Origin of the sequence: Pseudomonas syringae, assembly GCF_021606685.1 — a bacterium.
Classification (GTDB): domain Bacteria; phylum Pseudomonadota; class Gammaproteobacteria; order Pseudomonadales; family Pseudomonadaceae; genus Aquipseudomonas; species Aquipseudomonas syringae_R.
Window position 1 is genome coordinate 19004 of record NZ_WKCB01000028.1, and the last position, 24334, is coordinate 43337.

General features: G+C 60.1%; 20 protein-coding genes and 1 pseudogene. 12 read left to right on the plus strand and 9 right to left on the minus strand.

Features of this window, described 5'->3' with window-relative positions; all coding sequences use genetic code 11:
- Window positions 1–307 precede the first annotated feature (307 nt).
- Window positions 308–1303 (plus strand): hydrolase, encoded by a 996-nt coding sequence (locus GIW02_RS13115; protein ID WP_236415193.1) that lies wholly within the window; start codon window positions 308–310, stop codon window positions 1301–1303.
- A gap of 143 nt (window positions 1304–1446) precedes the next feature.
- Window positions 1447–1656, plus strand: a pseudogene (locus GIW02_RS13120) (hydrolase); the annotation flags it as partial.
- Between the two features lie 120 nt (window positions 1657–1776).
- Here GIW02_RS13120 and GIW02_RS13125 read toward each other — a convergent pair.
- Both GIW02_RS13125 and GIW02_RS13130 read right to left on the minus strand, forming a co-directional pair.
- Window positions 1777–2631, minus strand: coding sequence for a sulfurtransferase (locus tag GIW02_RS13125; RefSeq protein ID WP_236411018.1), 855 nt, complete (start codon window positions 2629–2631; stop codon window positions 1777–1779).
- Between the two features lie 33 nt (window positions 2632–2664).
- Entirely contained in the window at window positions 2665–3336 is a 672-nt protein-coding gene (locus GIW02_RS13130; RefSeq protein WP_236411019.1) for a TetR/AcrR family transcriptional regulator, read from the minus strand.
- A gap of 131 nt (window positions 3337–3467) precedes the next feature.
- On the opposite strand from GIW02_RS13130, the gene GIW02_RS13135 reads away from it, so the two are divergent.
- From GIW02_RS13135 to GIW02_RS13155, 5 genes are all read left to right on the plus strand, one after another.
- Complete coding sequence (locus GIW02_RS13135; protein WP_456361639.1) at window positions 3468–4910, plus strand: coniferyl aldehyde dehydrogenase; 1443 nt, start codon at window positions 3468–3470, stop codon at window positions 4908–4910.
- A gap of 28 nt (window positions 4911–4938) precedes the next feature.
- Window positions 4939–5484 carry a twin-arginine translocation pathway signal protein gene (locus GIW02_RS13140; RefSeq protein ID WP_236411021.1) on the plus strand — a complete coding sequence of 182 codons (546 nt, stop codon included), beginning with the start codon at window positions 4939–4941 and terminating at the stop codon, window positions 5482–5484.
- Between the two features lie 59 nt (window positions 5485–5543).
- Entirely contained in the window at window positions 5544–7139 is a 1596-nt protein-coding gene (locus tag GIW02_RS13145; RefSeq protein ID WP_236411022.1) for a GMC family oxidoreductase, read from the plus strand.
- Between the two features lie 103 nt (window positions 7140–7242).
- On the plus strand, window positions 7243–7722 hold the full coding sequence (gene coaD / locus GIW02_RS13150; RefSeq protein ID WP_003176711.1) for a pantetheine-phosphate adenylyltransferase: 480 nt from the start codon (window positions 7243–7245) through the stop codon (window positions 7720–7722).
- A gap of 317 nt (window positions 7723–8039) precedes the next feature.
- On the plus strand, window positions 8040–8291 hold the full coding sequence (locus tag GIW02_RS13155; protein ID WP_017734768.1) for a YfhL family 4Fe-4S dicluster ferredoxin: 252 nt from the start codon (window positions 8040–8042) through the stop codon (window positions 8289–8291).
- A gap of 132 nt (window positions 8292–8423) precedes the next feature.
- Here the strand turns inward: GIW02_RS13155 and mutM are convergent, their stop codons facing one another.
- Both mutM and GIW02_RS13165 read right to left on the minus strand, forming a co-directional pair.
- A complete protein-coding gene (gene mutM, locus GIW02_RS13160) occupies window positions 8424–9236 on the minus strand; it encodes a bifunctional DNA-formamidopyrimidine glycosylase/DNA-(apurinic or apyrimidinic site) lyase (protein ID WP_236411023.1) in 813 nt (270 codons plus the stop codon).
- Between the two features lie 21 nt (window positions 9237–9257).
- Window positions 9258–10070: an HDOD domain-containing protein gene (locus GIW02_RS13165; protein ID WP_177411949.1), complete on the minus strand. Its 813-nt coding sequence runs from the start codon at window positions 10068–10070 to the stop codon at window positions 9258–9260.
- Window positions 10071–10347: 277 nt separating this feature from the next.
- Between GIW02_RS13165 and GIW02_RS13170 the strand changes: the two genes are divergently transcribed.
- The 4 genes from GIW02_RS13170 to ilvD all read left to right on the plus strand — a co-directional run bounded on the left by GIW02_RS13170 (window position 10348) and on the right by ilvD (window position 16508).
- The gene (locus GIW02_RS13170) at window positions 10348–11544 is read left to right on the plus strand and encodes a class I SAM-dependent rRNA methyltransferase (RefSeq protein WP_003195152.1); all 1197 of its coding nucleotides are present in this window, start codon (window positions 10348–10350) and stop codon (window positions 11542–11544) included.
- A 382-nt stretch (window positions 11545–11926) separates the two neighbouring features.
- Window positions 11927–13009, plus strand: coding sequence for a SagB/ThcOx family dehydrogenase (locus GIW02_RS13175; protein ID WP_236411024.1), 1083 nt, complete (start codon window positions 11927–11929; stop codon window positions 13007–13009).
- Between the two features lie 141 nt (window positions 13010–13150).
- The gene (locus GIW02_RS13180) at window positions 13151–14350 is read left to right on the plus strand and encodes an MFS transporter (RefSeq protein ID WP_236411025.1); all 1200 of its coding nucleotides are present in this window, start codon (window positions 13151–13153) and stop codon (window positions 14348–14350) included.
- A gap of 316 nt (window positions 14351–14666) precedes the next feature.
- On the plus strand, window positions 14667–16508 hold the full coding sequence (gene ilvD, locus GIW02_RS13185) for a dihydroxy-acid dehydratase (protein WP_236411026.1): 1842 nt from the start codon (window positions 14667–14669) through the stop codon (window positions 16506–16508).
- A gap of 186 nt (window positions 16509–16694) precedes the next feature.
- Here ilvD and GIW02_RS13190 read toward each other — a convergent pair whose 3' ends face one another.
- The 4 genes from GIW02_RS13190 to GIW02_RS13205 all read right to left on the minus strand — a co-directional run bounded on the left by GIW02_RS13190 (window position 16695) and on the right by GIW02_RS13205 (window position 22021).
- Window positions 16695–19136, minus strand: coding sequence for a TonB-dependent siderophore receptor (locus GIW02_RS13190; protein ID WP_236411027.1), 2442 nt, complete (start codon window positions 19134–19136; stop codon window positions 16695–16697).
- 131 nt (window positions 19137–19267) lie between these two features.
- Window positions 19268–20224, minus strand: a complete 957-nt coding sequence (locus tag GIW02_RS13195) for a FecR family protein (RefSeq protein ID WP_236411028.1) — start codon at window positions 20222–20224, stop codon at window positions 19268–19270.
- Entirely contained in the window at window positions 20221–20754 is a 534-nt protein-coding gene (locus GIW02_RS13200) for an RNA polymerase sigma factor (protein ID WP_236411029.1), read from the minus strand. Before GIW02_RS13200 ends, GIW02_RS13195 begins: the two co-directional genes overlap by 4 nt.
- Before the next feature lie 205 nt (window positions 20755–20959).
- A complete protein-coding gene (locus tag GIW02_RS13205) occupies window positions 20960–22021 on the minus strand; it encodes a haloacid dehalogenase-like hydrolase (protein ID WP_236411030.1) in 1062 nt (353 codons plus the stop codon).
- Window positions 22022–22262: 241 nt separating this feature from the next.
- Between GIW02_RS13205 and GIW02_RS13210 the strand changes: the two genes are divergently transcribed.
- A complete protein-coding gene (locus GIW02_RS13210; protein ID WP_236411031.1) occupies window positions 22263–23654 on the plus strand; it encodes an L-cystine transporter in 1392 nt (463 codons plus the stop codon).
- A 107-nt stretch (window positions 23655–23761) separates the two neighbouring features.
- Here the strand turns inward: GIW02_RS13210 and GIW02_RS13215 are convergent, their stop codons facing one another.
- Window positions 23762–24274, minus strand: a complete 513-nt coding sequence (locus GIW02_RS13215; protein WP_236411032.1) for a dihydrofolate reductase — start codon at window positions 24272–24274, stop codon at window positions 23762–23764.
- Window positions 24275–24334 lie beyond the last annotated feature (60 nt).

Below are 24334 nucleotides of genomic sequence, written 5' to 3' on the forward strand. Positions count from 1 at the left end.
TGCTCGCTGGGCCTCTGTGGCAACCAAGCTTTAGTGGCAAGCAGCCCTGTTGTAACAAACAGGCTTGCTGTGGCAGACAAGCCTGTTGTGGCAAGCAGGCTTAGATGTGGCAAGCAGGCTTGTTGTGGCGAGCGGGCTTGCCCGCGTTGGGCTGCGTAGCAGCCCCATCAAGACCGCCTCAGTGTGTCAGACCTACCGAGTCACCTGGTTTCAGGGCTGCTTCGCACCCCAACGCGGGCAAGCCCGCTCGCCACAAATCACAATAAGCTCGCTCGCCACAGCCATGTAACTCATCACCGAGATCTTCATGACCCCTTCCGCCGACCTGTTCACCCCCGCCTTCGGCCTCGGCAACCCCCACCTGCAAACGCTGTGGGGACCGCTGTGGCGCCCCACCACCCATATCGAACGCCAACGCGAACGACTGTGGTTGGAGGACGGCGACTTCCTCGACCTCGACTGGCATGGCCCGCATGACGCGCAAGCGCCGTTGGTGCTGGTGCTGCACGGGCTGACCGGCTCCTCCAACTCGCCCTATGTCGCCGGCCTGCAAAAAGCCCTCGCCGCGCAAGGGTGGGCCAGTGCAGCGTTGAACTGGCGTGGCTGCTCGGGCGAGCCGAACCTGTTGGCGCGCAGCTATCACTCGGGCGCCAGTGAAGACCTGGCGGCGGCCATTGCGCACCTGCGCGCGAAGCGGCCCTTGGCGCCGCTGTATGCGGTGGGCTACTCCCTGGGCGGCAATGTGCTGCTCAAACACCTGGGCGAAACCGGCGAGGCGTCGGGGTTGCAGGGCGCCGCGGCGGTGTCGGTGCCGTTTCGCCTCGACCAATGCGCCGATCGCATCGGGCTGGGCTTTTCGCGGGTGTATCAAAAGCACTTCATGCGCGAGATGGTGGCGTATATCCGCGTCAAACAGAGCCGCTTTGTACAGGATGGTCGCGCAGACGGGCTGAAAACCCTGGAATCACTGGGATCTCTGGAAAAAATGCGCACGTTCTGGGACTTCGACGGGCGAGTGACCGCACCGCTGCACGGTTTCCTCAGTGCCGAGGACTATTACCGCCGTGCATCCAGCCGTTATTACCTGGGCGCTATCCGCACACCGACCCTGATTATCCAGGCAGCCGATGACCCGTTTGTGTTCGCCCACAGCCTGCCCGAGGCCAGCGAACTCTCGGACTGCACCGAGTTCGAGTTACTGGCCAAGGGTGGGCATGTGGGCTTTGTAGAGGGTTCGCTCAAGCGCCCCGGATATTACCTGGAGCGCCGCATCCCCCAGTGGTTACTGGCACAACACGCTTAAACATGTGGGAGGGGGCTTGCTCCCGATAGCAGTAAGTCAGCCAATAATGTATCGACTGAGACTATGCCATCGGGAGCAAGCCCCCTCCCACATTTTGATTGGGTTTACAGGCCTGGCGCTCAATCGCCTGTCGCGATCTGCCGATACGCACACCAACCCTGATTATCCAGACAGCCGATGACCCGTTTGTGTTCGCCCACAGCCTGCCCGAGGCCAGCGAACTCTCGGACTGCACCGAGTTCGAGTTACTGGCCAAGGGTGGGCATGTGGGATTTGTAGAGGGTTCGCTCAAGCGCCCCGGATATTACCTGGAGCGCCGCATCCCCCAGTGGTTACTGGCACAACACGCTTAAACATGTGGGAGGGGGCTTGCTCCCGATAGCAGTAAGTCAGCCAATTATGTATCAACTGACACTATGCTATCGGGAGCAAGCCCCCTCCCACATTTTGATTGGGTTTACAGGTCTGGTGGCTCAGTCGCCGGTAGCAATTTCCCGCGCCGGGTCGGTAATCCACTCGCTCCACGACCCCGCATACAGCTTGCCCAACGGGTAGCCTGCCAGGCTCAAGGCGAACAGGTTATGGCACGCCGTCACGCCTGAACCGCAGTACGCCACCAGCTCATCCGGCGAACGCCCGCGCAACTGTGCGGCGAACCGCTGCTGAAGCTGATCTACCGGCAGAAAGCGGCCGTCACTGCCCAGGTTTTCGTTGAAGGCCGCGCACTGCGCGCCGGGAATGTGCCCCGCCACCGGGTCGATGGGCTCCACCTCGCCGCGAAAACGCGGTTGGGCGCGAGCATCGATCAGGGTCAGGCCGGGTTGACCCAGGCGTTTTTGCAGATGTTCGGCATCCAGCAACAGGCGGTTGTCCGGCGTACCGGCAAAGCTACCCGGTTCGATCACCGGCGCATCCAGGCTCAGCGGGAACCCGGCGGCGTGCCAGGCCTTGAGGCCACCGTCGAGGATAAACACACCTTCGCGCTTGCCCAGCCAGGTCAGCAGCCACCAGGCCCGAGCGGCATAGGCACCGGGGCCATCGTCGTAAAGCACGACGTCGGTATCAGCATTTACACCCCAGGCCCGCAATTGCGCGGCGAAGGTATGCGCCGCCGGCAGCGGGTGACGGCCGGTCACGCCCTTGGTCACCGGGCCACTGAGATGACGCTCCAGGTCAGCATATTGCGCCCCTTCGATATGCCCTTCGGCGTAACTGCAAAGCCCGTAATCCGGGTCTTCCAGGGCAAAACGACAATCAAGGATCACCAGCCCCGCCGACTGCTGGCGTTCGGCCAATTGCTGGGGGCTGATCAGTTGGGCAAGCGGCATGACGGACTCCTGTGAACAGATTCGGGAAAGGTCCTACTTCACTTCTTCCAGTGCCTGACTTAACGGCACGTAAAACTCTTTGAACAGCGCATCCACCGCCTCTTTCGCCTGCGGTGTGACAAACCCGGCCTCCAGCACCAGTACCTGATACACCCCGCGCTTGATCGCTTCGGCGCTCAAATGCGCGGAATTTTCATTGGTGGTGCACAGGAAGCGCACCCAAGAGGTGAGGATGATCCAGGCATTGAGGGTCAGGGCTTCGGTTTGCACCGGGTCCATGTTGAGAATGCCGGCATCGACAAACCCCTGGTAAATGGCGTTGCCCTGGGTCAGGCAGCGCTGGGAAAACCGCCGATAGCCGGTGGCCAGTTCCGGGTCGCTTTCCAGCAGGTGTTCGAGGTCGCGGTGCAGGAAGCGGTAGCGCCACATGCCGGCCAGTACCGCCTGCAGGTAGAAACGCTTGTCTTCGACGGTTACCGCGCGGCCTTGGGGCGGGCGCAGGAAACTGTCCACCAGCGCTTCGTATTCGCGAAACAGCACGGCGATGATCGCCTGCTTGTTGGGGAAGTGGTAGTACAGGTTGCCCGGCGAAATGTCCATGTGGGCGGCAATATGATTGGTGCTCACACTGCGCTCGCCCTGCTGGTTAAAAAGCTCCAGGCTGGTTTGCACAATGCGCTCGCTGGTCTTTACTCGTGGGGCCATAGGGGATCAGCTTCTGTACACGTGATGAGGCATCTTACGGCCTATCCTTGCCGGGTTAAAACCGGATGTTGCTGCAATGACATTTGACAATTTAGAGTAATGACTCTAAAAATTCACGCAGACCTATAACAATCGGGAACTGCGCCATGTCTGCCAACATTGCCTATCTGCAAGATTCCCAGGCGCTGGATCAACTCCAGGACCTGTTCGACGCCCAACGCCGCGCCTACGCCGCCAACCCGATGCCGCCGGCCGCGCAGCGCCAGCAATGGCTCAAAGCCTTGCGCGAACTGCTCAGCGACGAACGCCAAGCGCTGATCGAGGCGATCAGCCAGGACTTCAGCCACCGCAGCGCCGACGAAACCCTGTTCGCCGAACTGATGCCCAGCCTGCATGGCATTCATTACGCCAGCAAACACCTCAAGCGCTGGATGAAACCTTCCCGCCGAGCTGTAGGCATCGCCTTCCAACCGGCCTCAGCCAAAGTGATTTATCAGCCACTCGGCGTGGTCGGTGTGATCGTGCCCTGGAACTACCCGTTGTACCTGGCGATGGGTCCGTTGGTCGGCGCATTGGCTGCCGGCAACCGGGTGATGCTCAAGCTCAGCGAGTCCACCCCCACTACGGGCGAATTGCTCAAGACGCTGTTGGCGAAGATTTTCCCTGAGGACCTGGTGTGCGTGGTGCTCGGCGAGGCAGAAGTGGGCATGGCATTTTCCAAGCTGCGCTTCGATCACCTGTTGTTTACCGGCGCCACCAGCATCGGCAAGCACGTTATGCGCGCCGCGGCTGAACACCTCACGCCGGTGACCCTGGAGCTGGGCGGCAAGTCACCGGCCATCGTGTCTGCCGATGTGCCGCTGCAGGACGCCGCCGAACGCATTGCCTTCGGCAAAGCCTTGAATGCCGGGCAAACCTGTGTGGCGCCGGACTACGTGCTGGTGCCGGAGGATCGCGTCGAAGGTTTCGTCGAAGCCTACAGCAAGGCGGTGCGCGGGTTTTATCCGACGCTGGCCGACAACCCGGACTACACCGCAATCATCAACGAGCGGCAACTGGCCCGGCTGAATGCCTACGTCAAGGACGCCACCGACAAAGGCGCCACCCTCATTGCGCTGTACGACCAGGGCCAGGCTCGACGCATGGCCCACAGCGTGTTGCTGAATGTCAGCGACGAAATGACGGTGATGCAGGACGAAATCTTTGGCCCGGTGCTGCCGATCGTGCCTTATCGCGGCATTGACCAGGCCTTTGCCTACATTAACCAGCGCCCTCGCCCACTGGCCCTGTATTACTTCGGCTACAACAAAGGCGAGCAGAATCGCGTGCTCCACGAAACCCATTCGGGCGGCGTGTGCCTGAACGACACCCTGCTGCACGTGGCCCAGGACGACATGCCCTTTGGCGGCATAGGCCCATCCGGCATGGGCCACTACCACGGGCACGAAGGTTTCCTCACGTTCAGCAAAGCCAAGGGTGTGTTGGTGAAACAGCGCCTGAACGCGGCGAAGCTGATCTACCCGCCCTACGGCAAAACTATCCAGAAGTTGATCCAGAAGCTGTTCGTTCGCTGATACCGCCACCCACGGGATAACAATAACAATGAACCCTAGCCTCACGGATTCACCCGCGCTGTCACGGCGCGGTGTCTTGAAAATCGGCCTGTGCGCCAGTGCTTTCCTGGCCACCGCCGGGCTTGGCGCCAGCCTCAGCGGCTGTTCCAGCAGCACGCCGGCCAGCGGTTTTGCCATGTTGCGCAGCAGTGACCTGCCGTTCCTGCGCGCGGTCATTCCGGTTTTGCTGGAAGGTGTAGCCAGCACCCAGGCAGTGGTTGCCGGGATTGAAGACACCCTGAAGAAACTCGACTTCAGCCTGCAGCACCTGTCGCCGGAGATGTTCAAACTCACCCAGCAACTGTTCGACGTATTGGGCATGGGCATCACCCGTGGGCCATTGACGGGCATCTGGGGCAGCTGGGAAAACGCCAGCGCGGAGCAGATCCGCAACTTCCTGCAGCGCTGGGAAAACAGCTACCTCAACCTGCTGCGTATGGGTCAGGGCTCGCTGCTCAAGCTGGTGATCATGGCCTGGTATTTCCAACCGGCCGCCTGGGCCCAGTGCGGCTACCCCGGCCCGCCAAAAATCTAGGCCTTGGTAACCCTCCCACATTTGATTGCAACTTCATACAAAAATAAGAGTGCATTTCTATGCCCGTACCCGATCTGTTCCGCGAGGGCCTGGCCCGTGGCTGGAAAACCCACAATGGCGCCGCCCTCGACCATGACCTGACCCTGGAAGCCGACGTGGCCATCATCGGCAGCGGCGCCGGTGGCGGCACCACCGCCGAAATCCTCAGCGCCGCAGGCTACAAGGTGCTGCTGATCGAAGAAGGCCCGCTCAAGACCAGCAGCGACTTCAAACTGCTCGAAGACGAGGCCTACACCAGCCTGTACCAGGAAGGCATCGGCCGCATGAGCAAGGACGGCGCGATCACCATCCTGCAGGGCCGCGCGGTGGGCGGCACCACGCTGATCAACTGGACGTCGAGCTTTCGCACGCCGGACGCGACTCTTTCCCACTGGGCCAGTGAATACGCGGTAAAAGGCCACGGCAGCGCCGAAATGGCGCCGTGGTTCGAAAAAATGGAACAGCGCCTGGGCATCGCGCCCTGGGCCGTGCCGCCCAACGCCAACAACGATGTCATCCGCAAGGGCTGCGAACAGCTCGGCTACAGCTGGCACGTGATACCACGCAACGTACGCGGCTGTTTCAACCTGGGGTATTGCGGCATGGGCTGCCCGGTAAACGCCAAGCAGTCGATGCTGGTGACCACCATCCCCTCGACCCTCGAAAAAGGCGGCGAGCTGCTCTACCTGGCCCGCGCTGAACGCCTGGTCTACAACGGCGACAGCATCAGCAGCCTGGAATGCGTGGCCATGGATGAGCGCTGCGTAGCGCCGACCGGGCGCAAAATCACGGTGAAGGCCCGGCATTACGTGCTGTCTGGTGGCGGCATCAACAGCCCGGCGCTGCTGATGCGCTCGGACGCCCCGGACCCGCATTCGCGGCTGGGCAAGCGCACCTTTTTACACTTGGTGAATTTCTCCGCGGCCCTGTTCGACGAGGTGATCAATCCGTTCTACGGCGCGCCGCAGTCGATCTATTCCGACCATTTTCAATGGCAGGACGGCACCACCGGCAAAATGTCCTACAAACTCGAGGCGCCACCGCTGCACCCCGCACTGGCCAGTACGCTGCTCGGCGGCTACGGCACCCAGAATGCGCTGGATATGAGCCAACTGCCCAATACCCACGCCATGCTGGCCCTGCTGCGCGACGGCTTCCACCCCGACAGCCCCGGCGGCAACGTGGAACTGCGCGGCGATGGCACGCCGGTGCTCGACTATCAAGTGTCGGACTACGCCTGGGACGGCCTGCGCCGGGCCTTTCACAGCATGGCCGAGATCCAGTTCGCGGCGGGCGCCAAGTCGGTCAAGCCACTGCACCACGATGCTCGCTACGTGAAGACCCTGGCAGAAGCCCGCACGCTGATCGACGGTTTGAACCTGGAGCTGCACCGCACCTGCCTGGGCAGTGCCCATGTGATGGGCGGTTGCGCCATGGGCGAAGACCCGAAAAACGCAGTCGCCGACAGCCTCGGTCGCCATCATCAGTTGCGCAACCTGTCGATCCACGATGGCTCGTTATTCCCCACCAGCATTGGGGCCAACCCGCAATTGTCGGTGTATGGATTGACCGCGCAACTCGCGACCGCCTTGGCCGAACGTCTTAAAACGGCATGAAAAAACCGGGTAATCGCGGTATCTATCTACATAAGTCGACTTGGCCGACCGGGATGGCTGCGATACCATCCGGTTCCCCAACGGACTCCGCCAGGACGACGCGATGAACCGAGTGTTGTACCCAGGTACCTTCGACCCGATTACCAAAGGCCATGGCGATCTGGTCGAACGTGCCTCTCGCTTGTTCGACCATGTGATCATCGCGGTCGCGGCCAGCCCCAAGAAAAACCCGCTGTTTCCCCTGGAACAGCGCGTGGAGCTGGCGCGTGAGGTCACCAAGCACCTGCCCAACGTGGAAGTGGTGGGCTTTTCGACACTGCTGGCGCATTTCGCCAAGGAGCAGAACGCCAATGTGTTCCTGCGTGGCCTGCGCGCGGTGTCGGACTTCGAATACGAATTCCAATTGGCCAACATGAACCGCCAACTGGCGCCGGACGTGGAAAGCCTGTTTCTCACACCGTCGGAGCGTTATTCGTTCATTTCCTCGACGTTGGTGCGTGAAATCGCCGCTTTGGGCGGAGATATCACCAAGTTCGTGCACCCAGCCGTGGCCGATGCACTGACGCTGCGCTTCAAGAAGTAAGGCTGCTTCGCAAGCAGGGCGCGCTGGACCACCCTGCTTTTGTGGCGAGCGGGCTTGCCCGCGTTAGGCTGCAAAGCAGCCCCGATCAACACCCCGCGTAGTTTCAGGTAGGCCTGCAGCGCCTGGTTCTGGGGGCGCTACGCGCCCCAACGCGGGCAAGCCCGCTCGCCACAAAAAGCGTGCTCACTACAACTGGCCCGCTCGCCACATAATCAAAGGCCACAGGTCAGACCTGCTCGCACTGCGGGCGCCAATGCGGCACAATTGCGCGCATTCGTTTTCAGATGCCCTGGCTGACGGCCCTGGCAGGAGTTTCCATGTCCCTGATCATCACCGACGATTGCATCAACTGCGACGTCTGCGAACCCGAGTGCCCGAACGCTGCGATTTCCCAGGGCGAAGAGATCTACGTGATCGACCCCAACCTGTGCACCCAGTGTGTCGGCCACTACGACGAGCCCCAGTGCCAGCAAGTATGCCCGGTGGATTGCATCCCGCTGGATGAGGCGCACCCCGAAACTGAAGAGCAGTTGATGGATAAGTACCGGAAGATTACCGGTAAGGCCTGAAGCTCTGCAGCGTCTGTTCAGGCATCTTCGCGAGCAAGCCCGCTCCCACAGTTAACTGAGTTCCAACATGAGAATGCGGTCGAGGGTGGGAGCGGGCTTGCTCGCGAAGGCGGCGTCAGCCTTCACACAGAATCAGCGCTGACACTTGGGGCAAAACACACTCGCCCGCTGCCCCAGCACCACATTGCGCAACTCGCTCCCACAGACCTTGCACGCCTCGCCGCCTCGGCCATAGACGAACAGTTCCTGCTGGAAATACCCCGGCTGCCCATCGCCACCGATAAAGTCGCGCAAGGTGGTGCCGCCGCGCTCAATGGCGGCCGCCAGAATGCGCTTGATCTCAATCGCCAGCTTCAAATACCGCGCCCGTGAAATACCGCCCGCCTCGCGACGCGGGTCAATCCCGGCCGCAAACAGCGCTTCCGTCGCATAGATATTGCCCACGCCCACCACCACCGCGTTGTCCATGATGAACGGCTTCACCGCCATCGACTTGCCACGGGACAACTGGAACAAGCGTTCGCCGTCAAACAGGTCGGTCAGCGGCTCCGGCCCCAGGCGCAGCAGCAGCTCGTGGTTGTGCGGGTCCTGGCTCCAGAGCATCGCGCCGAAACGCCGAGGGTCGGTGTAGCGCAGGGCCAGGCCGGATTCGAGTTCGATGTCCACGTGCTCATGCTTGGCCGCTGGCATACCGACTTCCACCAGGCGAAGGTTGCCCGACATGCCCAGATGGCTGATCAAGGTGCCCACCTCGGCATTGATCAACAGGTATTTGGCCCGCCGCTCCACCAGCACGATGCGCTGCCCCGACAGGCGCACATCCAGGTCCTCTGGGATCGGCCAGCGCAGGCGCCGCTCACGCACCACCACGCGGCTGACCCGCTGGCCTTCCAGGTGCGGTGCAATACCGCGTCGGGTGGTTTCGACTTCTGGCAACTCGGGCATGTGTACCTCTTGAATAACGGGTCAGTGCGCGCCCAGTTCGCGGATCGACAACTTCATGCTTTCGAAGTCGTATTCCGACAAGCCTACGTAGTCCAGCACCAGGTGGCCTACGGCATTCCACTCATGGTCAACCGACTGATTGCCCAGTACCCGGTAGGACGAGCAGATATGCTCGGCCATCTTGAGGATCGCCAGCAGGTTTTTAAGTTGAGAATTGCGCGACGACTCATCGCTGAAAATCGCCAGGGCGTTGTGGTGGTTGGCGATGGCGTCGGTCACATGCTCCGGCAGGCGCCAGGACTTGGCCGTGTAGTAGCCGACCACGGCATGGTTGGTGTTGAACGCGTTGTTTTCGGTGTCGACCACGCGGCAGTCAGGGCCGGCGTTGGCGTAGGCCTGCTCGAGCACCGACATGTAGTTGGGGAAGCGCTTGAGCATCAGCGGCACGCCGCAATCGTGGAACAGCCCCAGGGCATACGCCTCGTCCACAGCCTGGGCGCCGGTGCGCTTGGCCAGGGTCAGGCAGGTCATGGCCACATCCTGGGCGGTGTCCCAGAAGCGATTGAGGGTAACGATGGTGTCGTCGCTCATCTCGCCCTTGATCGACAGGGCGTTGATCAAGTTGATGATCGAACGGCTGCCCAGCAGGTTCACCGCACGCTGGATCGAGGCAATCTTGTTGCTCAGCCCGTAATACGAGGAGTTGACGATCTTCAGCAATGCACCGGACAGGCCTGGATCCTGGGAGATCAACCGCGCGATCACCTCCAGGTCCGGGTCGGGCATGTACTGCTCCATCTGCAAATCCACCATGATTTGCGGCTGCGGCGGCACGCTGATGCCTTGCAGGGCCTGTTGGATCTGTTCGGCGGAAAGCTCTTGGGACATAAGTACACACTCTGGGCTAGGCGAGGATTCTAACCCCTAAGCAAAGATGACTGACACCCAAATGCCCGATTGAAATCGGACTAAATGTGGAAGGGGGCTGGCCCCCGATAGCATCACCGCCGTACGTCAGATACACCCCGTTGCCTGCATCGCGGGCAAGCCCCCTCCCACATGAACCGCGCCGCAACAGGTATACTCCCGCTCTTTTTTCCGGAGCGACGTCATGTCCCTGCCAAGCCTGCGTCTCAAAGCCAACGCCGATCGTCGTTTGCGCAACGGCCACCTGTGGGTCTACAGCAACGAAATCGACGTGGCCGCCACCCCACTTCACGGCTTTCAGGCGGGCGACCAGGCCATCCTGGAAGCGGCCGGCGGCAAGACCCTGGGCATCGTGGCCATGAGCCCGAACAACCTGATCTGCGCACGCCTGCTGTCGCGTGACATCAAGTTGCCGCTGGACAAGTCGCTGCTGGTGCACCGCTTGAACGTCGCCCTGTCGCTGCGTGACCGTCTGTTCGACAAGCCGTTCTACCGCCTGGTCTACGGCGATTCCGACCTGCTGCCGGGCCTGGTGGTCGACCGTTTTGGCGACATTCTGGTGGTACAGATCGCCTCGGCGACCATGGAAGCGCATAAAGAAGACGTGATCGCCGCCCTGACCCAAGTGCTCAAGCCGAGCGGCATCCTGTTCAAGAACGACTCCGCCGCACGCGACGCCGAAGGCCTCAACCGCTACGTCGAAACCGTGTTCGGCCTGGTGCCGGAGTGGGTCGCGCTGGAAGAAAACGGCGTGAAATTCGAAGCCCCGGTGATCCAGGGCCAGAAAACCGGCTGGTTTTACGACCACCGCATGAACCGCGCCCGCCTGGCCCCGTATGCCAAAGGCAAGCGCGTGCTGGACCTGTACAGCTACATCGGCGGCTGGGGCGTGCAAGCTGCAGCCTTCGGCGCCAGTGAAGTGTTCTGCGTCGACGCTTCGGCCTTCGCCCTCGACGGCGTTGAGCGCAACGCCGCGCTGAACGGCTTTGCCGAGAAAATGACCTGCATCGAAGGCGACGTGTTTGAAGCCCTCAAAGAGCTCAAAGCCAGCGAAGAACGTTTCGACGTGATCGTCGCCGACCCACCGGCCTTCATCAAACGCAAAAAAGACATGAAAAACGGCGAAGGCGCCTACCGCCGCCTGAACGAGCAAGCCATGCGCCTGCTCAGCAAAGACGGCATCCTGGTCAGCGCCTCGTGCTCCATGCACTTGCCGGAAGACGACCTGCAAAACATCCTGCTGACCAGCGCCCGCCACCTGGACCGCAATATCCAGATGCTCGAACGCGGCGGCCAGGGCCCGGACCACCCGGTGCACCCGGCGATTGCCGAGACGCGTTATATCAAGAGCATTACGTGCCGGTTGTTGCCCAATAGCTAACCCACTTCTCGAGTGGTACTGCACGACTTGTTTCGCGCAGTACCATCGTCCGAAAACACTTCATTCCAAATAGCAATAACCAGACAGACCCTCTTCATGAGTTCTAAAAAATAGAGGGCTTCAACGTTACAGCAAAAACAGACTACATCCCTTCCAGAACCCTCCTACAACTTTCGACTAGATTATTTAAAAGTCAACGCCTAGCCTAGTTCTGTCACGACCTTTTACGTGACAAAACTTAGCTTAATGGAGAGTTGATATGAAAACAGTAATCCTTGAGTCAAAAGAATTGGCAGCATTTTCCCTGATTGGAATGCCTAAGTAGGTCGTTGATAATGAACTGGGCTGCACGCCAGCTCAGTTCCAACACAGGGGATAAACAATGCGAATAAATCCAAACCTATTTTTCCTGTCAAAACCACCGTCCTTCGTTATCTGGAACTACCAAACGCACAAACAATTCGAGCTGGATCTGGCGCACTCACAGCGCTTGATAGAACTCATCCATGATATTTCCCGGTATAACCCTAATCTTGCAATTGACTCAACCCTTTTTACCAATGCCATTATCCAACATACGACCGAGAGTGACGGTCACGCTTGGGGCTGGGACGACCTATCAAGAATATTTCATATCGGCACAAAGGATCTCACTCACTCAGAACAGCCTAAGGGTAGCAAAGAGTGGGCCGCTCAATATTGGGTCCATTGCCAGGAGGTAATGAACACCGAGCCTCCAACGCCAAATCGGTTCGCCAACTTTCAGCAAGAAGACCTGATCAGCCTACCACCACCATTACCCAACAAGGCGCTTAACGAAGCCGCCTCGTTGGAGCAGGCACTGCTTAACAGAAAAACCTGTCGTTCTTACTCAAACAAAAGTATTACGTTAGAAAATATCAGCACATTACTATACTTATCACTCGGTCACCTTAAAGAGCGTGAATCAGATAGTGTTCACCTAACACCTCTCGCGTTCCGCGCCAGAAGAAGCAGTCCTTCGGGTGGCGGGTTAAGTTCAAGCGAAGGTTATTTGTACGCTTACAACATCAGAGAATTAAGCCCTGGACTTTACTACTACCATCCTGGCCTGCATGGACTCAGGCTAATTCGCAGAGCTAAAGAGCCACTAGGCGCTTTTTTGCAAGGGCAGCACTTTGTGGACAACCTTCCGTTCGGGATCTTCATCACATCACAATTCGACAAGCTTTGGTGGAAGTACCCACACTCCAGAGCTTATAGAGTTGCGTTATTGGAAGCAGGACATATTGCGCAAACAGTCCAACTTGTCGCGACAGCAATGGGACTAAATACATGGCTCTCCGCCGCAATTAATGACACCGAAGCCGAGAGAGCCCTTGGCATACAAGATCTGAGGGAGCAGCTGCTTCTTTTCGTCGGTGGTGGCTACAGCGATGGAAATGTCTTTTGCAATGAGTTCGAAGCCCTACTAATGGGGAATTAATATCGCGGAGAGGCGATTACAACTACGCTCCCAGAATAAGACTACGCGCGGCAGGAATTCAGCCTACTCCATTTTTTTATTGAATTTCCAAATTCGCAGACTAGTATCGGTTTCTGGTACAACTCCGGAAAAAAAACAACAATGTCTGAGTTCAACTGTTCGCCCCCACTCAATGACGAGATCAAACGTCAACACCTCTCTGGCTTCATCCTCATCACCTGCATTTCCCTGATCAGCTTCTTCCCGATCAATATCCTGCTGCCTTCGTTCCCCGCCCTGTCTGTGCAATTCGACGCGCCTAGCGCCGATATCGCCCTGTCCATCAGCCTGTTCACCCTGGTGTTCTCGATTTCCCAACTGGTCGCAGGGCCATTGTCGGATAAATGGGGTCGCAAGGAAGTGCTGCTCGGCTGCATCAGCCTGTCAATCCTGGGCGCGATAGGTTGCGCAATGGCGACTGACTACCTGACCTTCATGCTATTTCGTTGCATACAGGCCATGGGCTGCGGCTTTTTCGTGTTGGGTCATGCGCTGGTGGAAGACATGTTCGACGAACAGGACCGAGCCCGTGTTCGCCTGTTTTACATGACCCTGAGTGGTTCGTTTGTGGCGCTGTCACCGCTGATCGGCTCCTGGCTGCAAACCACCTTCGATTGGCAGGGCAGCTTTTACGGGTTCGCACTGATGGCGCTGGGCATGTTGATCCATGCGCTTTGCATCCTGCCGTCCAAGTCCGCCAGTTCGCCGCGTGCGCCGGTTTCGATTTTCGACACCCTTAAAGCCGTCGCACACAACCGGGACTTCCTGCGTTATTGGTGGATCGCCGCACTGGTCTTCGCCTGCTACTTCGCCTTGATCAGCGTGACGCCGCTGATTTTCATGGACGCGCTGAAGCTCTCCGAATACCAGTACGCGCTGGTGCTGATGGTGTACGGCGTGGCCTATCTGATGGGCGGGGTGGCAGCGTCATACCTGCAAAAACGCATTTCGCTGTCCCGACAAATCGATATCGGCCTCGGCCTGCTGCTTATCGCAGGCGTCCTTTTAGCACTGGTCATCAACCTTGAAGCCATCACGACCGTAACCTTGCTGATTCCGATGCTGATCAGCGCTCTGGCTGTGACGCTGGTGCGGCCGGCCGCGATTTCCGCAGCGATGCTGCTGTTTTCAAGCAGTGCCGGCACGGCAGCATCGGCGGGCAACAGCATCATGTTCCTCACCGCCGCCGTCAGCAGCGCCGCCCTCGCGCAAACTGGCAGCCACTTGCTGATGACCATCGCCGCAAGCTTCATCATTTTCAGTGTGTGGGGCAGGTGGACGAATACGCGAGTCGGGCGTTAGAGCCCTCCACTGTGGCAAGCAAGCTTGCTTGCGTTGGGGTGTGAAGCGCCCCCAAAGAAGTCGGCGCCTGCTTCGCCACTGAGCGGGAGCAAGCTCCCTCGCCACAGACGGCCATTCCCTCCAGCCGCCAGCGGTGTAGAATCGGCCTATTCATCGCCAGTCATCCCCCGGCGGGTTTATGAGCTCGAGGCCCAAGCAAGCGGCGATCCCGCGACGCAAGTGGCAACTTCCGGACACCACGGCCATTTTTCGGGTGTTCCAGACGTCAATAGAAGCTCACTCCCTTTTGATACCGATTAGCCGCCCGGAGTGCTCCATGCCAGATTACCGCTCGAAAACATCCACCCACGGCCGCAACATGGCCGGCGCGCGCGCGTTGTGGCGTGCCACGGGGATGAAAGATGACGACTTTAAAAAGCCGATCATCGCGATTGCCAACTCGTTCACCCAATTCGTACCGGGCCACGTCCACCTCAAAGACCTGGGCCAGCTGGTCGCCCGCGAGATCGAACGCGCCGGCGGCGTGGCCAAAGAATTCAACACTATTGCCGTGGATGACGGCATCGCCATGGGCCATGACGGCATGCTGTATTCCCTGCCGAGCCGCGAGATCATCGCTGACTCCGTGGAATACATGGTCAATGCTCACTGCGCCGACGCCATTGTGTGCATCTCGAACTGCGACAAGATCACCCCCGGTATGCTGATGGCCGCCCTGCGCCTCAACATCCCGGTGATCTTCGTGTCCGGCGGCCCGATGGAAGCCGGCAAGACCAAGCTCGCCTCCCACGGCCTCGACCTGGTCGACGCCATGGTCATCGCCGCCGATTCCAGCGCTTCTGACGAGAAGGTTGCGGAATACGAGCGCAGCGCCTGCCCGACCTGCGGTTCGTGCTCCGGCATGTTCACCGCCAACTCGATGAACTGCCTGGTCGAAGCCCTGGGCCTGGCCTTGCCGGGCAACGGTTCCACCCTGGCCACCCACAGCGACCGCGAGCAGCTGTTCCTGCAGGCCGGCCGCACCATCGTCGAGTTGTGCAAGCGTTACTACACCGAGAACGATGAGTCGGTGTTGCCGCGCAATATCGCCAACTTCAAGGCGTTCGAGAACGCCATGACCCTGGACATCGCCATGGGCGGTTCCACCAATACCATCCTGCACTTGCTGGCCGCGGCCCAGGAAGCCGAGATCGATTTCGACCTGCGCGACATCGACCGCCTGTCCCGCCACGTGCCGCAGTTGTGCAAAGTCGCGCCGAACATCCAGAAGTACCACATGGAAGACGTGCACCGCGCCGGCGGGATCTTCTCGATCTTAGGCTCGCTGGCCCGTGGCGGCCTGCTGCACACCGACCTGCCGACCGTGCACAGCGCGAGCATGGCCGAAGGCATCGCCAAATGGGACATCACCCAGACTGACGACGAAGCCGTGCACCACTTCTTCAAGGCCGGCCCGGCCGGCATCCCGACGCAAACCGCGTTCAGCCAGTCGACCCGTTGGGACACGCTCGACGACGACCGTGAAAACGGCTGCATCCGCAGTGTCGAGCACGCTTACTCGCAAGAAGGCGGCCTGGCCGTGCTGTACGGCAACATTGCCCTGGATGGCTGCGTGGTGAAAACCGCCGGTGTGGATGAGTCCATCCACGTCTTTGAAGGTCGCGCCAAGATCTACGAAAGCCAGGACAGCTCGGTTCGCGGCATCCTCGCCGACGAAGTGAAAGAAGGCGACATCGTGATCATCCGCTACGAAGGCCCGAAAGGCGGCCCGGGTATGCAGGAGATGCTCTACCCGACGTCCTACCTGAAATCCAAAGGCCTGGGCAAAGCCTGCGCACTGCTGACCGACGGCCGTTTCTCCGGCGGCACCTCGGGCCTGTCTATCGGCCACGCTTCACCCGAAGCTGCTGCCGGTGGCGCGATTGGCCTGGTGCAGGATGGCGACAAAGTGCTGATCGACATTCCGAACCGTTCGATCAACCTGTTGATCAGCGACGAAGAACTGGCCGCGCGCCGCGTTGAGCAGGACAAGAAAGGTTGGAAGCCGGTTGAGAAACGCCCACGTAAAGTGACCACCGCGCTGAAAGCCTATGCCCTGCTGGCCACCAGTGCCGACAAGGGTGCTGTGCGTAACAAAGCCATGCTCGACGGCCTGTAAGCCTCGCGCATAAAAAAGCCCCGCCTTGTGCGGGGCTTTTTTATGCCTGTCGAAAAGCTCCAAAACACTGGGATCAACTGTGGGAGGGGGCTTGCCCCCGATGAGGGAGCGTCAGTCGAAATCTATCTGACTGAGCCACCGCCATCGGGGGCAAGCCCCCTACCACAGGGGTCAGGTGTGAGGCCTTTAGAACTGTGGTGTGTAGGTCAGGGTAAACATCACGTTGCGCGGATCGCCATAGTAGTTACTGCCCCAGTTCGCGTTATACGCAGGGATGTAGTACTTCTTATCGAACATGTTGTACAGATTCGCCGCAACGGTGAATTCCTGGTTGATCTTGTAAGCCACGCGCGAATCCCACAGGGCATTGCCCGGTACGCTGAAGGTGCGGTCGTAGGCTTCGGTGCTGCTTTGCGCCGTCACGCCCGCGCCGACGCTGACTTTGTGCCAGTCGCCCGGCAACTGGTAATCACCCCAGACTTTGAGCAGGTGCTTGGGCGTCCAGGTGCTGAAAATTTTGCCCTCGTAGGTATCGTCCTTGAGGAATTTAGTGGTGTTGTAGGTATAGCTGGAAGCCAGCTGCAAGCCCGGCAGCACTTCACCGCTCAAGGTGGCTTCAAAGCCCTGGCTGCGAACCTTGCCCGAGGCCATCGAGCAGTACCAACCATCACACTCCTTGCCCCCGGCTACGTCCTGGACCGCGCGGTTTTGCTGGTCGTAACGGAAGATCGCGAACGAGGTATTGAGGCGACCGTCGGCCAGTTCGCCCTTGATGCCCAGCTCGTAGTTCTTACCTTCGATAGGCTTGAGGATGGCGTGGGAAGTGTCCTGGCTGGTTTGCGGTTCGAACGCATCGGCATAACTGGCGTAGGCCGACCACTGTTCATCAAGGGCATAGACCAGGCCCGCGTACGGCGTGACCTTGCCATTGGACTGGGTGGTGCTGCCCTCCGGTACACCATAGACGCCGTTGAAACCACTCTGGCCGATATAGGAGTAGTCATACCAACTGCTGCGTGCACCGACGATCAAGGTCAGGGGGTCCAGGACTTTCACGCGCCAGGTGCCGTAGATGCCTTTCTGACGGATGTCATACCAACTGTTCGAGGCGGCACCGTCCTTGAACAGTTGGTATTTGTCGCGCTGCGGGCGGTTGTGGTCGATGTTGAAGATATCCGCACCGGGATTGGAAGCCCGTGCCCACTGGTCATCGGTGGTGAGTTTGGAATAGTTGGCGCCCAGCACCATTTCCTGCTGGAAGCCCAGCCCCTCGAATTTGCCGTTTACATACACGTCCGCGCCACGGCTCTTGGTGTTGAAGTCGGTGACCCAATCGACATAGGGCACCGGGCCACCCCCGACGGGCACCGTGTCCCACGTCGCTTGGTAGGTAGCGTCGTTGTGCTCATCCATCGCCACCAGCGCGGCTTTAACCTTCCAGTCATCGTTGAAGCGATGCTCGATGTCGGCAAACACCTGGGTCTGGTTGTTGACGTTGCGGTTCCAACTGGCGCCGACGAACGTCGAGCGCGGCAGGCCGATATCGCTGCCGTCGGCGTAACGGGGCAGCGACATGAAGTTGGGGCGCGAATGGCCCTTCTGGTTGCTGACCCCTACGCCTACAGTGGTGTCGGGAGTGAAGTCGTAGTCGACCGCGCCATAAACCGTCTGATTCCAGCCGCCCACGTAGTCGACAAAGGAATCGGTGGTGTCGTAATCCACCACGAACCGACCGCGCAAAGTGCCTTGCTCGTTCAGCGGCCCCCCGGCGTCAACCTGGGTGCCGTAGTGGTCCCACGAGCCGGCCTTGGCGGTGATAGTCACGGTCGGCGCCTGTTGGCCACGCTTGCGCACCAGGTTCATGGTGCCACCCGGGCTGTTGGCGCCTTGCAGCAACGCAGCCGGGCCGCGCAGGGTTTCGACGCGATCGTAGATCGCCATGTTTTCGGTGAGGTAGCTGCCCAGCGTGTAGGTGTTACGCGGGATGCCCACGCCATCGTATTGCAGGGTGCCGACCTCGAAACCACGGGAGAAAATGAACATGCCCGGGCCCGGGGATTTGGTCGCGGTCAGGCCAGGCGTGCGCTTGACCACCTCGGAGAGTTTTGTGGTGTTTTGGTCATCCATTTGTTTGCGGGTCATGACGCTGACCGACTGCGGGATGTCCTTGAGCTTTTGTTCGCCCTTGCCCAAGGTGACTGCACCGGTGGTGTAGGAGCCTGTGCCTTCGGTCGTTACCCCCAGGTGCTCGGCGCTGATGGTCGTGGCGCCGACTTCGATGGCATTGCCGGTGTCCACGCGTTTTTCCAGGGTGACGGTATCGGCGTTGATAAACGCCGCGCTCAAGCCCGTGCCGCCGAGCAACTGCGCCAAGGCTTCACGCTGGCCTAGAGTGCCGGCCACGCCTGGCGACACCACGCCTTGGGTCAACTCACCACTCACCAACACCTGCACCCGCGTCACCGCCGAAAACGCCGCCAGTGCGCCATCCAGGCTTTGCCCCGGAATGTCGAAACGGTACGTTTGGGCCTGGCTGGTTTCGGCGGCCTGCAGGTACAGCGGCGCGGTGCTGCTGGCCAATGAAATAGCCAATGCCAGCAAGGGCCGTGCGGCGAATCGGTGTGCCATGGATGGTGCTCCCCGGTGCAAAAAGTCTGTGATCGGCGCCGCACTACTTGAGAGTGCTTACTATTTACGCCTCAGTGATCAAGGACGACCGCCCGTGGAGAAACCCTGAAAGTTTTTTCAAATAGTTGCGATTACGATGCCTTACCTTCGCGCAACACCAGCACATACGGGGTGTAGTGCTCGGCGCGCAGGTTGAGGGTGTACTCCAGCGCCTTGATCACCGCCTCGGGCTTGTCGATTTCGAACACGCCCGATACCACACGGTTACGCAGCGCATCGCCCAGCACCAGGGTCGTGCCCGGCCAATAGCGGTTCAGTTCGCTGACCACTTCCGACAGCGGCTGTTGGCGAAACACCAGTTGCCGCTGACGCCAGGCAAACCCGCTGGCCGGGTCAAAGCCGTGGACCTGCGCCAATTGCTGGCCCTGATATTCCACTGCCCGGCCCGGCTCCAGGTACACCGCTGCGCCGTTGCCCGCGCTCACCTGCACCTTGCCCTGCGCCACCTGTACCCGCGTTTGCGCATCCCGCCGCGCCACGCTGAACTGGGTGCCGACCACCTTGACCCAGCCGTCGCCCGACGCCACCACAAAGGGCCGCGCCGGGTCTTTGGTCACCTCGAAGAACCCTTCGCCACGCAACAACCGAATGTGCCGCTCACCCGCGCTCATGCGGATTTGCACCGCACTGTCGGTGTTGAGTTGCAGGTGGGAGCCGTCGGCCAGTTCGATGCTGCGCGATTCGCCGGTGCCGGTGGCATAGTCCGCACGCAAGCGGTCAAGCCAGGGGGTGTTGTGCACAGTGAGACCCACCGCCAGCAACACAGCAGCGACACACGCCCACCGTTGCCAACGACGTACCGGCTGGCGCCACGCCGCCTGCTCGGCGCGGCGAATAACCCGCGCCGGTTCGCGCAAGCCACCGAGCATCGCCTGCACTTCCTGCCAAGCGTCGTCGTGGGCCTGGCCCTGCCCCAGCCAGCTGGCGAAGGCGTCCATTTCGGCCGCCGTCACGTCCTCGGCCTGCAGACGGAAATACCAGCCGGACGCTTCTTCGAACAACACGTCGGCAGTGGGTATGGCAGTCATGACCGACGTCCTTGTTCATCGCAGGCAAGCCGCGTCTTGATGTAGGCGCGGCATTCAATCAAGGCGCGACGCAATTGGTATTCCACACTGCGCGGGGTAATCGACAGACGTTCACCAATCTCGCGGTAGGAAAGTTCGTCGACATGATAGAGCAGGAAGATCTGCCGAGTCGCCTCGGGCAGCGCCAGGATTGCGTCCTGCATCAGTTGCTCCTGCTGATAGGCGGCCAACTGTTCGTCGGCACCGGGGTTGCCGCAAGGCAGTTCTTCACTCGGCTCGCCGGCGTCCAGGCGCTCACGGCGGATGGCCTGGCGTTGATGGTCACGTACCAGGTTACTGGCGATGGTGAAGAGAAAGGCTGGCAGGTTGTCGATCTTCTCGCCGGAATCCAGGCGGGCCAGGCGCAGGAATGATTCCTGGGTCAGGTCGGCGGCCACCTGGGCGCTGCCGGTGCGGCGTGTGACGAAGGCTTCGAGGGCTTTCTTCTGCTCCGCGAACAGGCGCGCAATCTGCGAATTCCAGGAGGACACAGCACTACCTTGAGAAGAACGGAGGGTTCAGGAAGTGCGCACGCTAGCAGAGGATGAGATTGGTTCGCAATTGATATCTATTTTTGCACAGACCTTGTGGTGCTCTTGAGGCCGCCATCGGGGGCAAGCCCCCTCCCACACTTTGCAAGTATTCACAGATCAAAATGTGGGAGGGGGCTTGCCCCCGATTACAGGCGACTCGGTGTTACTGAATCTCCTCCGGCTTGACGATCACCCAGTTCTTGTCCGCCGTCACCGGCAAACCTTCCTTGGCCTGCGCCGCCGCATGTTTGGCCATCATGCCGTTGAGCTGGGTCATGTATTTGTCTTTGCGGTTGATCCACAGGTGGATGCCGCCCTTGGCCACGTCCACATCGTGGAACAGCATGTAACCGTCGCTGGTGGGCGTGTCGCCGCCGACGATCACCGGTTTTTTCCACTCGTCGATGTAGGTCAGGATCGCCGCGTGCTTGCCGGCCATCCAGGTCGCCGGGGTCCACAGGTAGGGGGTCAGTTCCAGGCCAAGGTTGGCTTTTTCGTCATACTTTCCGGCGGCGATCTGTTTGCGCGCGGTGGTCAGCTCGCCGGTCTTGCGGTCCTTGAGCAGGGTCGTCACGCCGATGACGTTCTCGGGTTTGACGTTGTAGCCGTACTTGGGATCAGCCGCGACCATGCGCACCAACTCCTCAGACGCGGCGGTCATCACGTACACCTCGATGCCGTTCTCCATCAGCTTGTTGTACAGCTCGGCCTGGCCGGTGAAGACCTTGGGGGGCTGCACCTCGGACTGCTTCACCACGTCGCCTTCGAAGTAGCTGACCGGCACCGGCTTGCCCGAGGCCATCAACTCGTCGACCTGGACCTTGAGTTCCTTGAGGGTGAAGCCTGAAAACACTTGAGCGACCCACGGGTAGCAGACCATGTCGTCCACTTCGCAAAGGCGATAGTAGTAACTGAACAGGCTTTCCTTGTGCTCGGCGGTGTCTTTGAACGGGATCAACTTGAGTGACGGGTCGAGGCTCTCGCGGGTGATCAGGCCCTTGTTTTCCATGAAGGGCAGCAGCGACTCTTCAAGGTCGTAGCGGTAGCTGGTGTTGTCCATGTCGAACACCGCGTAATTACCCTTGTTGGCGTTGGCGGCGATCATTGCGTTGAGTTGCTTGGCGGCAGGCGCCGGCCAATGCTTCAGCTCGGTGGCGGCAAACGCCTGGCTGGCGAGCCCGAGGCAAAATGCGGCGGACAGAAGAAATTTCGGCGCAAGCTTCATAGGCGTGTCTCCCTGGGTGAAAGACATCGACGCTAACAAATCCCTGTGACACTTCCCACATTGAGCACGACCGTGTGCGTCCTGATCCCGCCAACGGCATATGCCTGAGCGTCAAAAGCTTATTCCAAAAACGACAGTGACCATTCCATAACGGTATTAAATCAATATATTTCAAGCTGTTAGGATTTCCGGTTCGCAATCGCAGGCTCACGCGATTGGCTGCCTTCTCAACGGAGCTTCAATGAATCTGCCCCTGATTCTCAACGTACTGGTGTTCGTGGCCCTGCTGCTGGGCCTGGCACAAACCCGTCACACCCACTGGAGCCTCGCCAAGAAGGTGTTGTTCGCCTTGGTGCTGGGCGTGCTGTTTGGCGCGGCGCTGCACACGATTTACGGCGACGGCAACCCGGTGCTCAAAGCCTCCATCGGCTGGTTCGACCTGGTCGGTAATGGTTACGTACAACTGCTGCAAATGATCGTGATCCCGCTGGTATTCGCCTCGATCCTCAGCGCCGTGGCGCGCCTGCATAACGCCGCGTCCCTGGGCAAAATCAGCTTCCTGACCATCGGCACACTGTTGTTCACCACCGCGATTGCGGCGGTGATCGGCATCAGCCTGACCAACCTGTTCGGCCTCACCGCTGAAGGTTTGGTGGCTGGCACCCAGGAAATGGCGCGCCTGCAGGTGATCCAAAGTGATTACGCGGGCAAGGTTGCCGACCTGAATATCCCGCAGTTGCTGCTGTCATTCGTGCCGGCCAACCCGTTTGCCGACCTGGCCCGCGCCAAGCCGACGTCGATCATCAGCGTGGTGATCTTCGCCGCCTTCCTCGGGGTTGCCGCGCTGCAACTGCTCAAGGACGACGTGGAAAAAGGTCAGAAAGTACTCAACGCCATCGACACCCTGCAAGCCTGGGTGATGCGCCTGGTACGCCTGGTGATGAAGCTGACGCCGTACGGCGTGCTGGCACTGATGACTAAAGTGGTCGCCGGTTCCAACCTGCAAGACATCATCAAGCTCGGCAGTTTTGTGCTGGTGTCGTACCTGGCCCTGGGCCTGATGTTTGTGGTGCACGGCCTGCTGCTGTCGTTGGCGGGGATCAACCCGCTGCGGTTCTTCCGCAAGGTATGGCCGGTGCTGACCTTTGCCTTCACCAGCCGCTCCAGCGCGGCGGCGATCCCGCTGAGCATTGAAGCGCAGACCCGTCGCTTGGGGATTCCGCAATCCATCGCCGGTTTCGCCGCCTCGTTTGGCGCGACCATCGGCCAGAACGGTTGCGCGGGCCTCTACCCTGCGATGTTGGCCGTGATGGTAGCGCCGACCGTGGGCATCAACCCGCTGGACCCGCTGTGGATCGCGACCCTGGTGGCGATTGTGACCTTGAGTTCGGCCGGTGTGGCCGGCGTGGGTGGCGGCGCTACTTTCGCCGCGCTGATCGTACTGCCGGCCATGGGCTTGCCGGTGTCCCTGGTGGCGCTGCTGATTTCCGTGGAACCGCTGATCGACATGGGCCGCACGGCGCTGAACGTGAACGGTTCGATGACGGCGGGGGCGATTACCAGCCAGATCATGGGGCAGACGGATAAGGCGCTGTTGGATGCGGATGAGCATGCTGAGCTGGCGCAGGTTTAGCGGCGCCTGTTAGATCGCCTTCGCGAGCAAGCCCGCTCCCACATTTTGACCGCATTCTCATGTTGGAACGCGGTTGAAATGTGGGAGGGGGCTTGCCCCCGATGCTTTTAGGCTTTTTCCCAAACCTCAAAGTTGTAAGCCGGCTTATCCCCCTCAGCCGGATTCTCCAGATTTGACACCAGTTTCCACTGGCCCCGATCAAACTCCGGAAACCACGCATCCCCTTCCGGGCTCAGCGCCACGCGCGTGAGGTACAGGCGATCCGCCTGCTCCAGCCCCTGCGCGTACAGCTGCGCGCCGCCGATCAGCATCAGCTCATCCACGCCCTGCTCCAGCGCCCACGCCTCGGCGCGCTCGACCGCGGCTTCAAGTGACGGAAAAACTTGCGCACCTTCCAGCACCAGATCGGTCTGACGACTGACCACCAGGTTCAAGCGCCCCGGCAGCGGTCGGCCCAGTGAGTCCCAGGTCTTGCGCCCCATGATGATCGGCTTGCCGAGCGTGGTGGCCTTGAAATATTTGAAATCCCCCGGCAAATGCCAGGGCATGCTGTTGTCGACGCCGATCACACGGTTTTCACCGAGGGCTGCGATCAGGCTTAAAGGGAGAGTTTTTTTCATGGCGACGAGAATACCAGAGCAACGACCCAGCGGTTATGCTCCAGGCTCACTGATACGACA

Coding starts and splice junctions, on each gene's coding strand:
- GIW02_RS13115 (WP_236415193.1), top strand. CDS start 308: ATGACCCCTTCCGCCGACCTGTTCACCCCCGCCTTCGGCCTCGGCAAC.
- GIW02_RS13125 (WP_236411018.1), bottom strand. CDS start 2,631: ATGCCGCTTGCCCAACTGATCAGCCCCCAGCAATTGGCCGAACGCCAG.
- GIW02_RS13130 (WP_236411019.1), bottom strand. CDS start 3,336: ATGGCCCCACGAGTAAAGACCAGCGAGCGCATTGTGCAAACCAGCCTG.
- GIW02_RS13140 (WP_236411021.1), top strand. CDS start 4,939: ATGAACCCTAGCCTCACGGATTCACCCGCGCTGTCACGGCGCGGTGTC.
- GIW02_RS13145 (WP_236411022.1), top strand. CDS start 5,544: ATGCCCGTACCCGATCTGTTCCGCGAGGGCCTGGCCCGTGGCTGGAAA.
- coaD (WP_003176711.1), top strand. CDS start 7,243: ATGAACCGAGTGTTGTACCCAGGTACCTTCGACCCGATTACCAAAGGC.
- GIW02_RS13155 (WP_017734768.1), top strand. CDS start 8,040: ATGTCCCTGATCATCACCGACGATTGCATCAACTGCGACGTCTGCGAA.
- mutM (WP_236411023.1), bottom strand. CDS start 9,236: ATGCCCGAGTTGCCAGAAGTCGAAACCACCCGACGCGGTATTGCACCG.
- GIW02_RS13170 (WP_003195152.1), top strand. CDS start 10,348: ATGTCCCTGCCAAGCCTGCGTCTCAAAGCCAACGCCGATCGTCGTTTG.
- GIW02_RS13175 (WP_236411024.1), top strand. CDS start 11,927: ATGCGAATAAATCCAAACCTATTTTTCCTGTCAAAACCACCGTCCTTC.
- GIW02_RS13180 (WP_236411025.1), top strand. CDS start 13,151: ATGTCTGAGTTCAACTGTTCGCCCCCACTCAATGACGAGATCAAACGT.
- ilvD (WP_236411026.1), top strand. CDS start 14,667: ATGCCAGATTACCGCTCGAAAACATCCACCCACGGCCGCAACATGGCC.
- GIW02_RS13190 (WP_236411027.1), bottom strand. CDS start 19,136: ATGGCACACCGATTCGCCGCACGGCCCTTGCTGGCATTGGCTATTTCA.
- GIW02_RS13195 (WP_236411028.1), bottom strand. CDS start 20,224: ATGACTGCCATACCCACTGCCGACGTGTTGTTCGAAGAAGCGTCCGGC.
- GIW02_RS13205 (WP_236411030.1), bottom strand. CDS start 22,021: ATGAAGCTTGCGCCGAAATTTCTTCTGTCCGCCGCATTTTGCCTCGGG.
- GIW02_RS13210 (WP_236411031.1), top strand. CDS start 22,263: ATGAATCTGCCCCTGATTCTCAACGTACTGGTGTTCGTGGCCCTGCTG.
- GIW02_RS13215 (WP_236411032.1), bottom strand. CDS start 24,274: ATGAAAAAAACTCTCCCTTTAAGCCTGATCGCAGCCCTCGGTGAAAAC.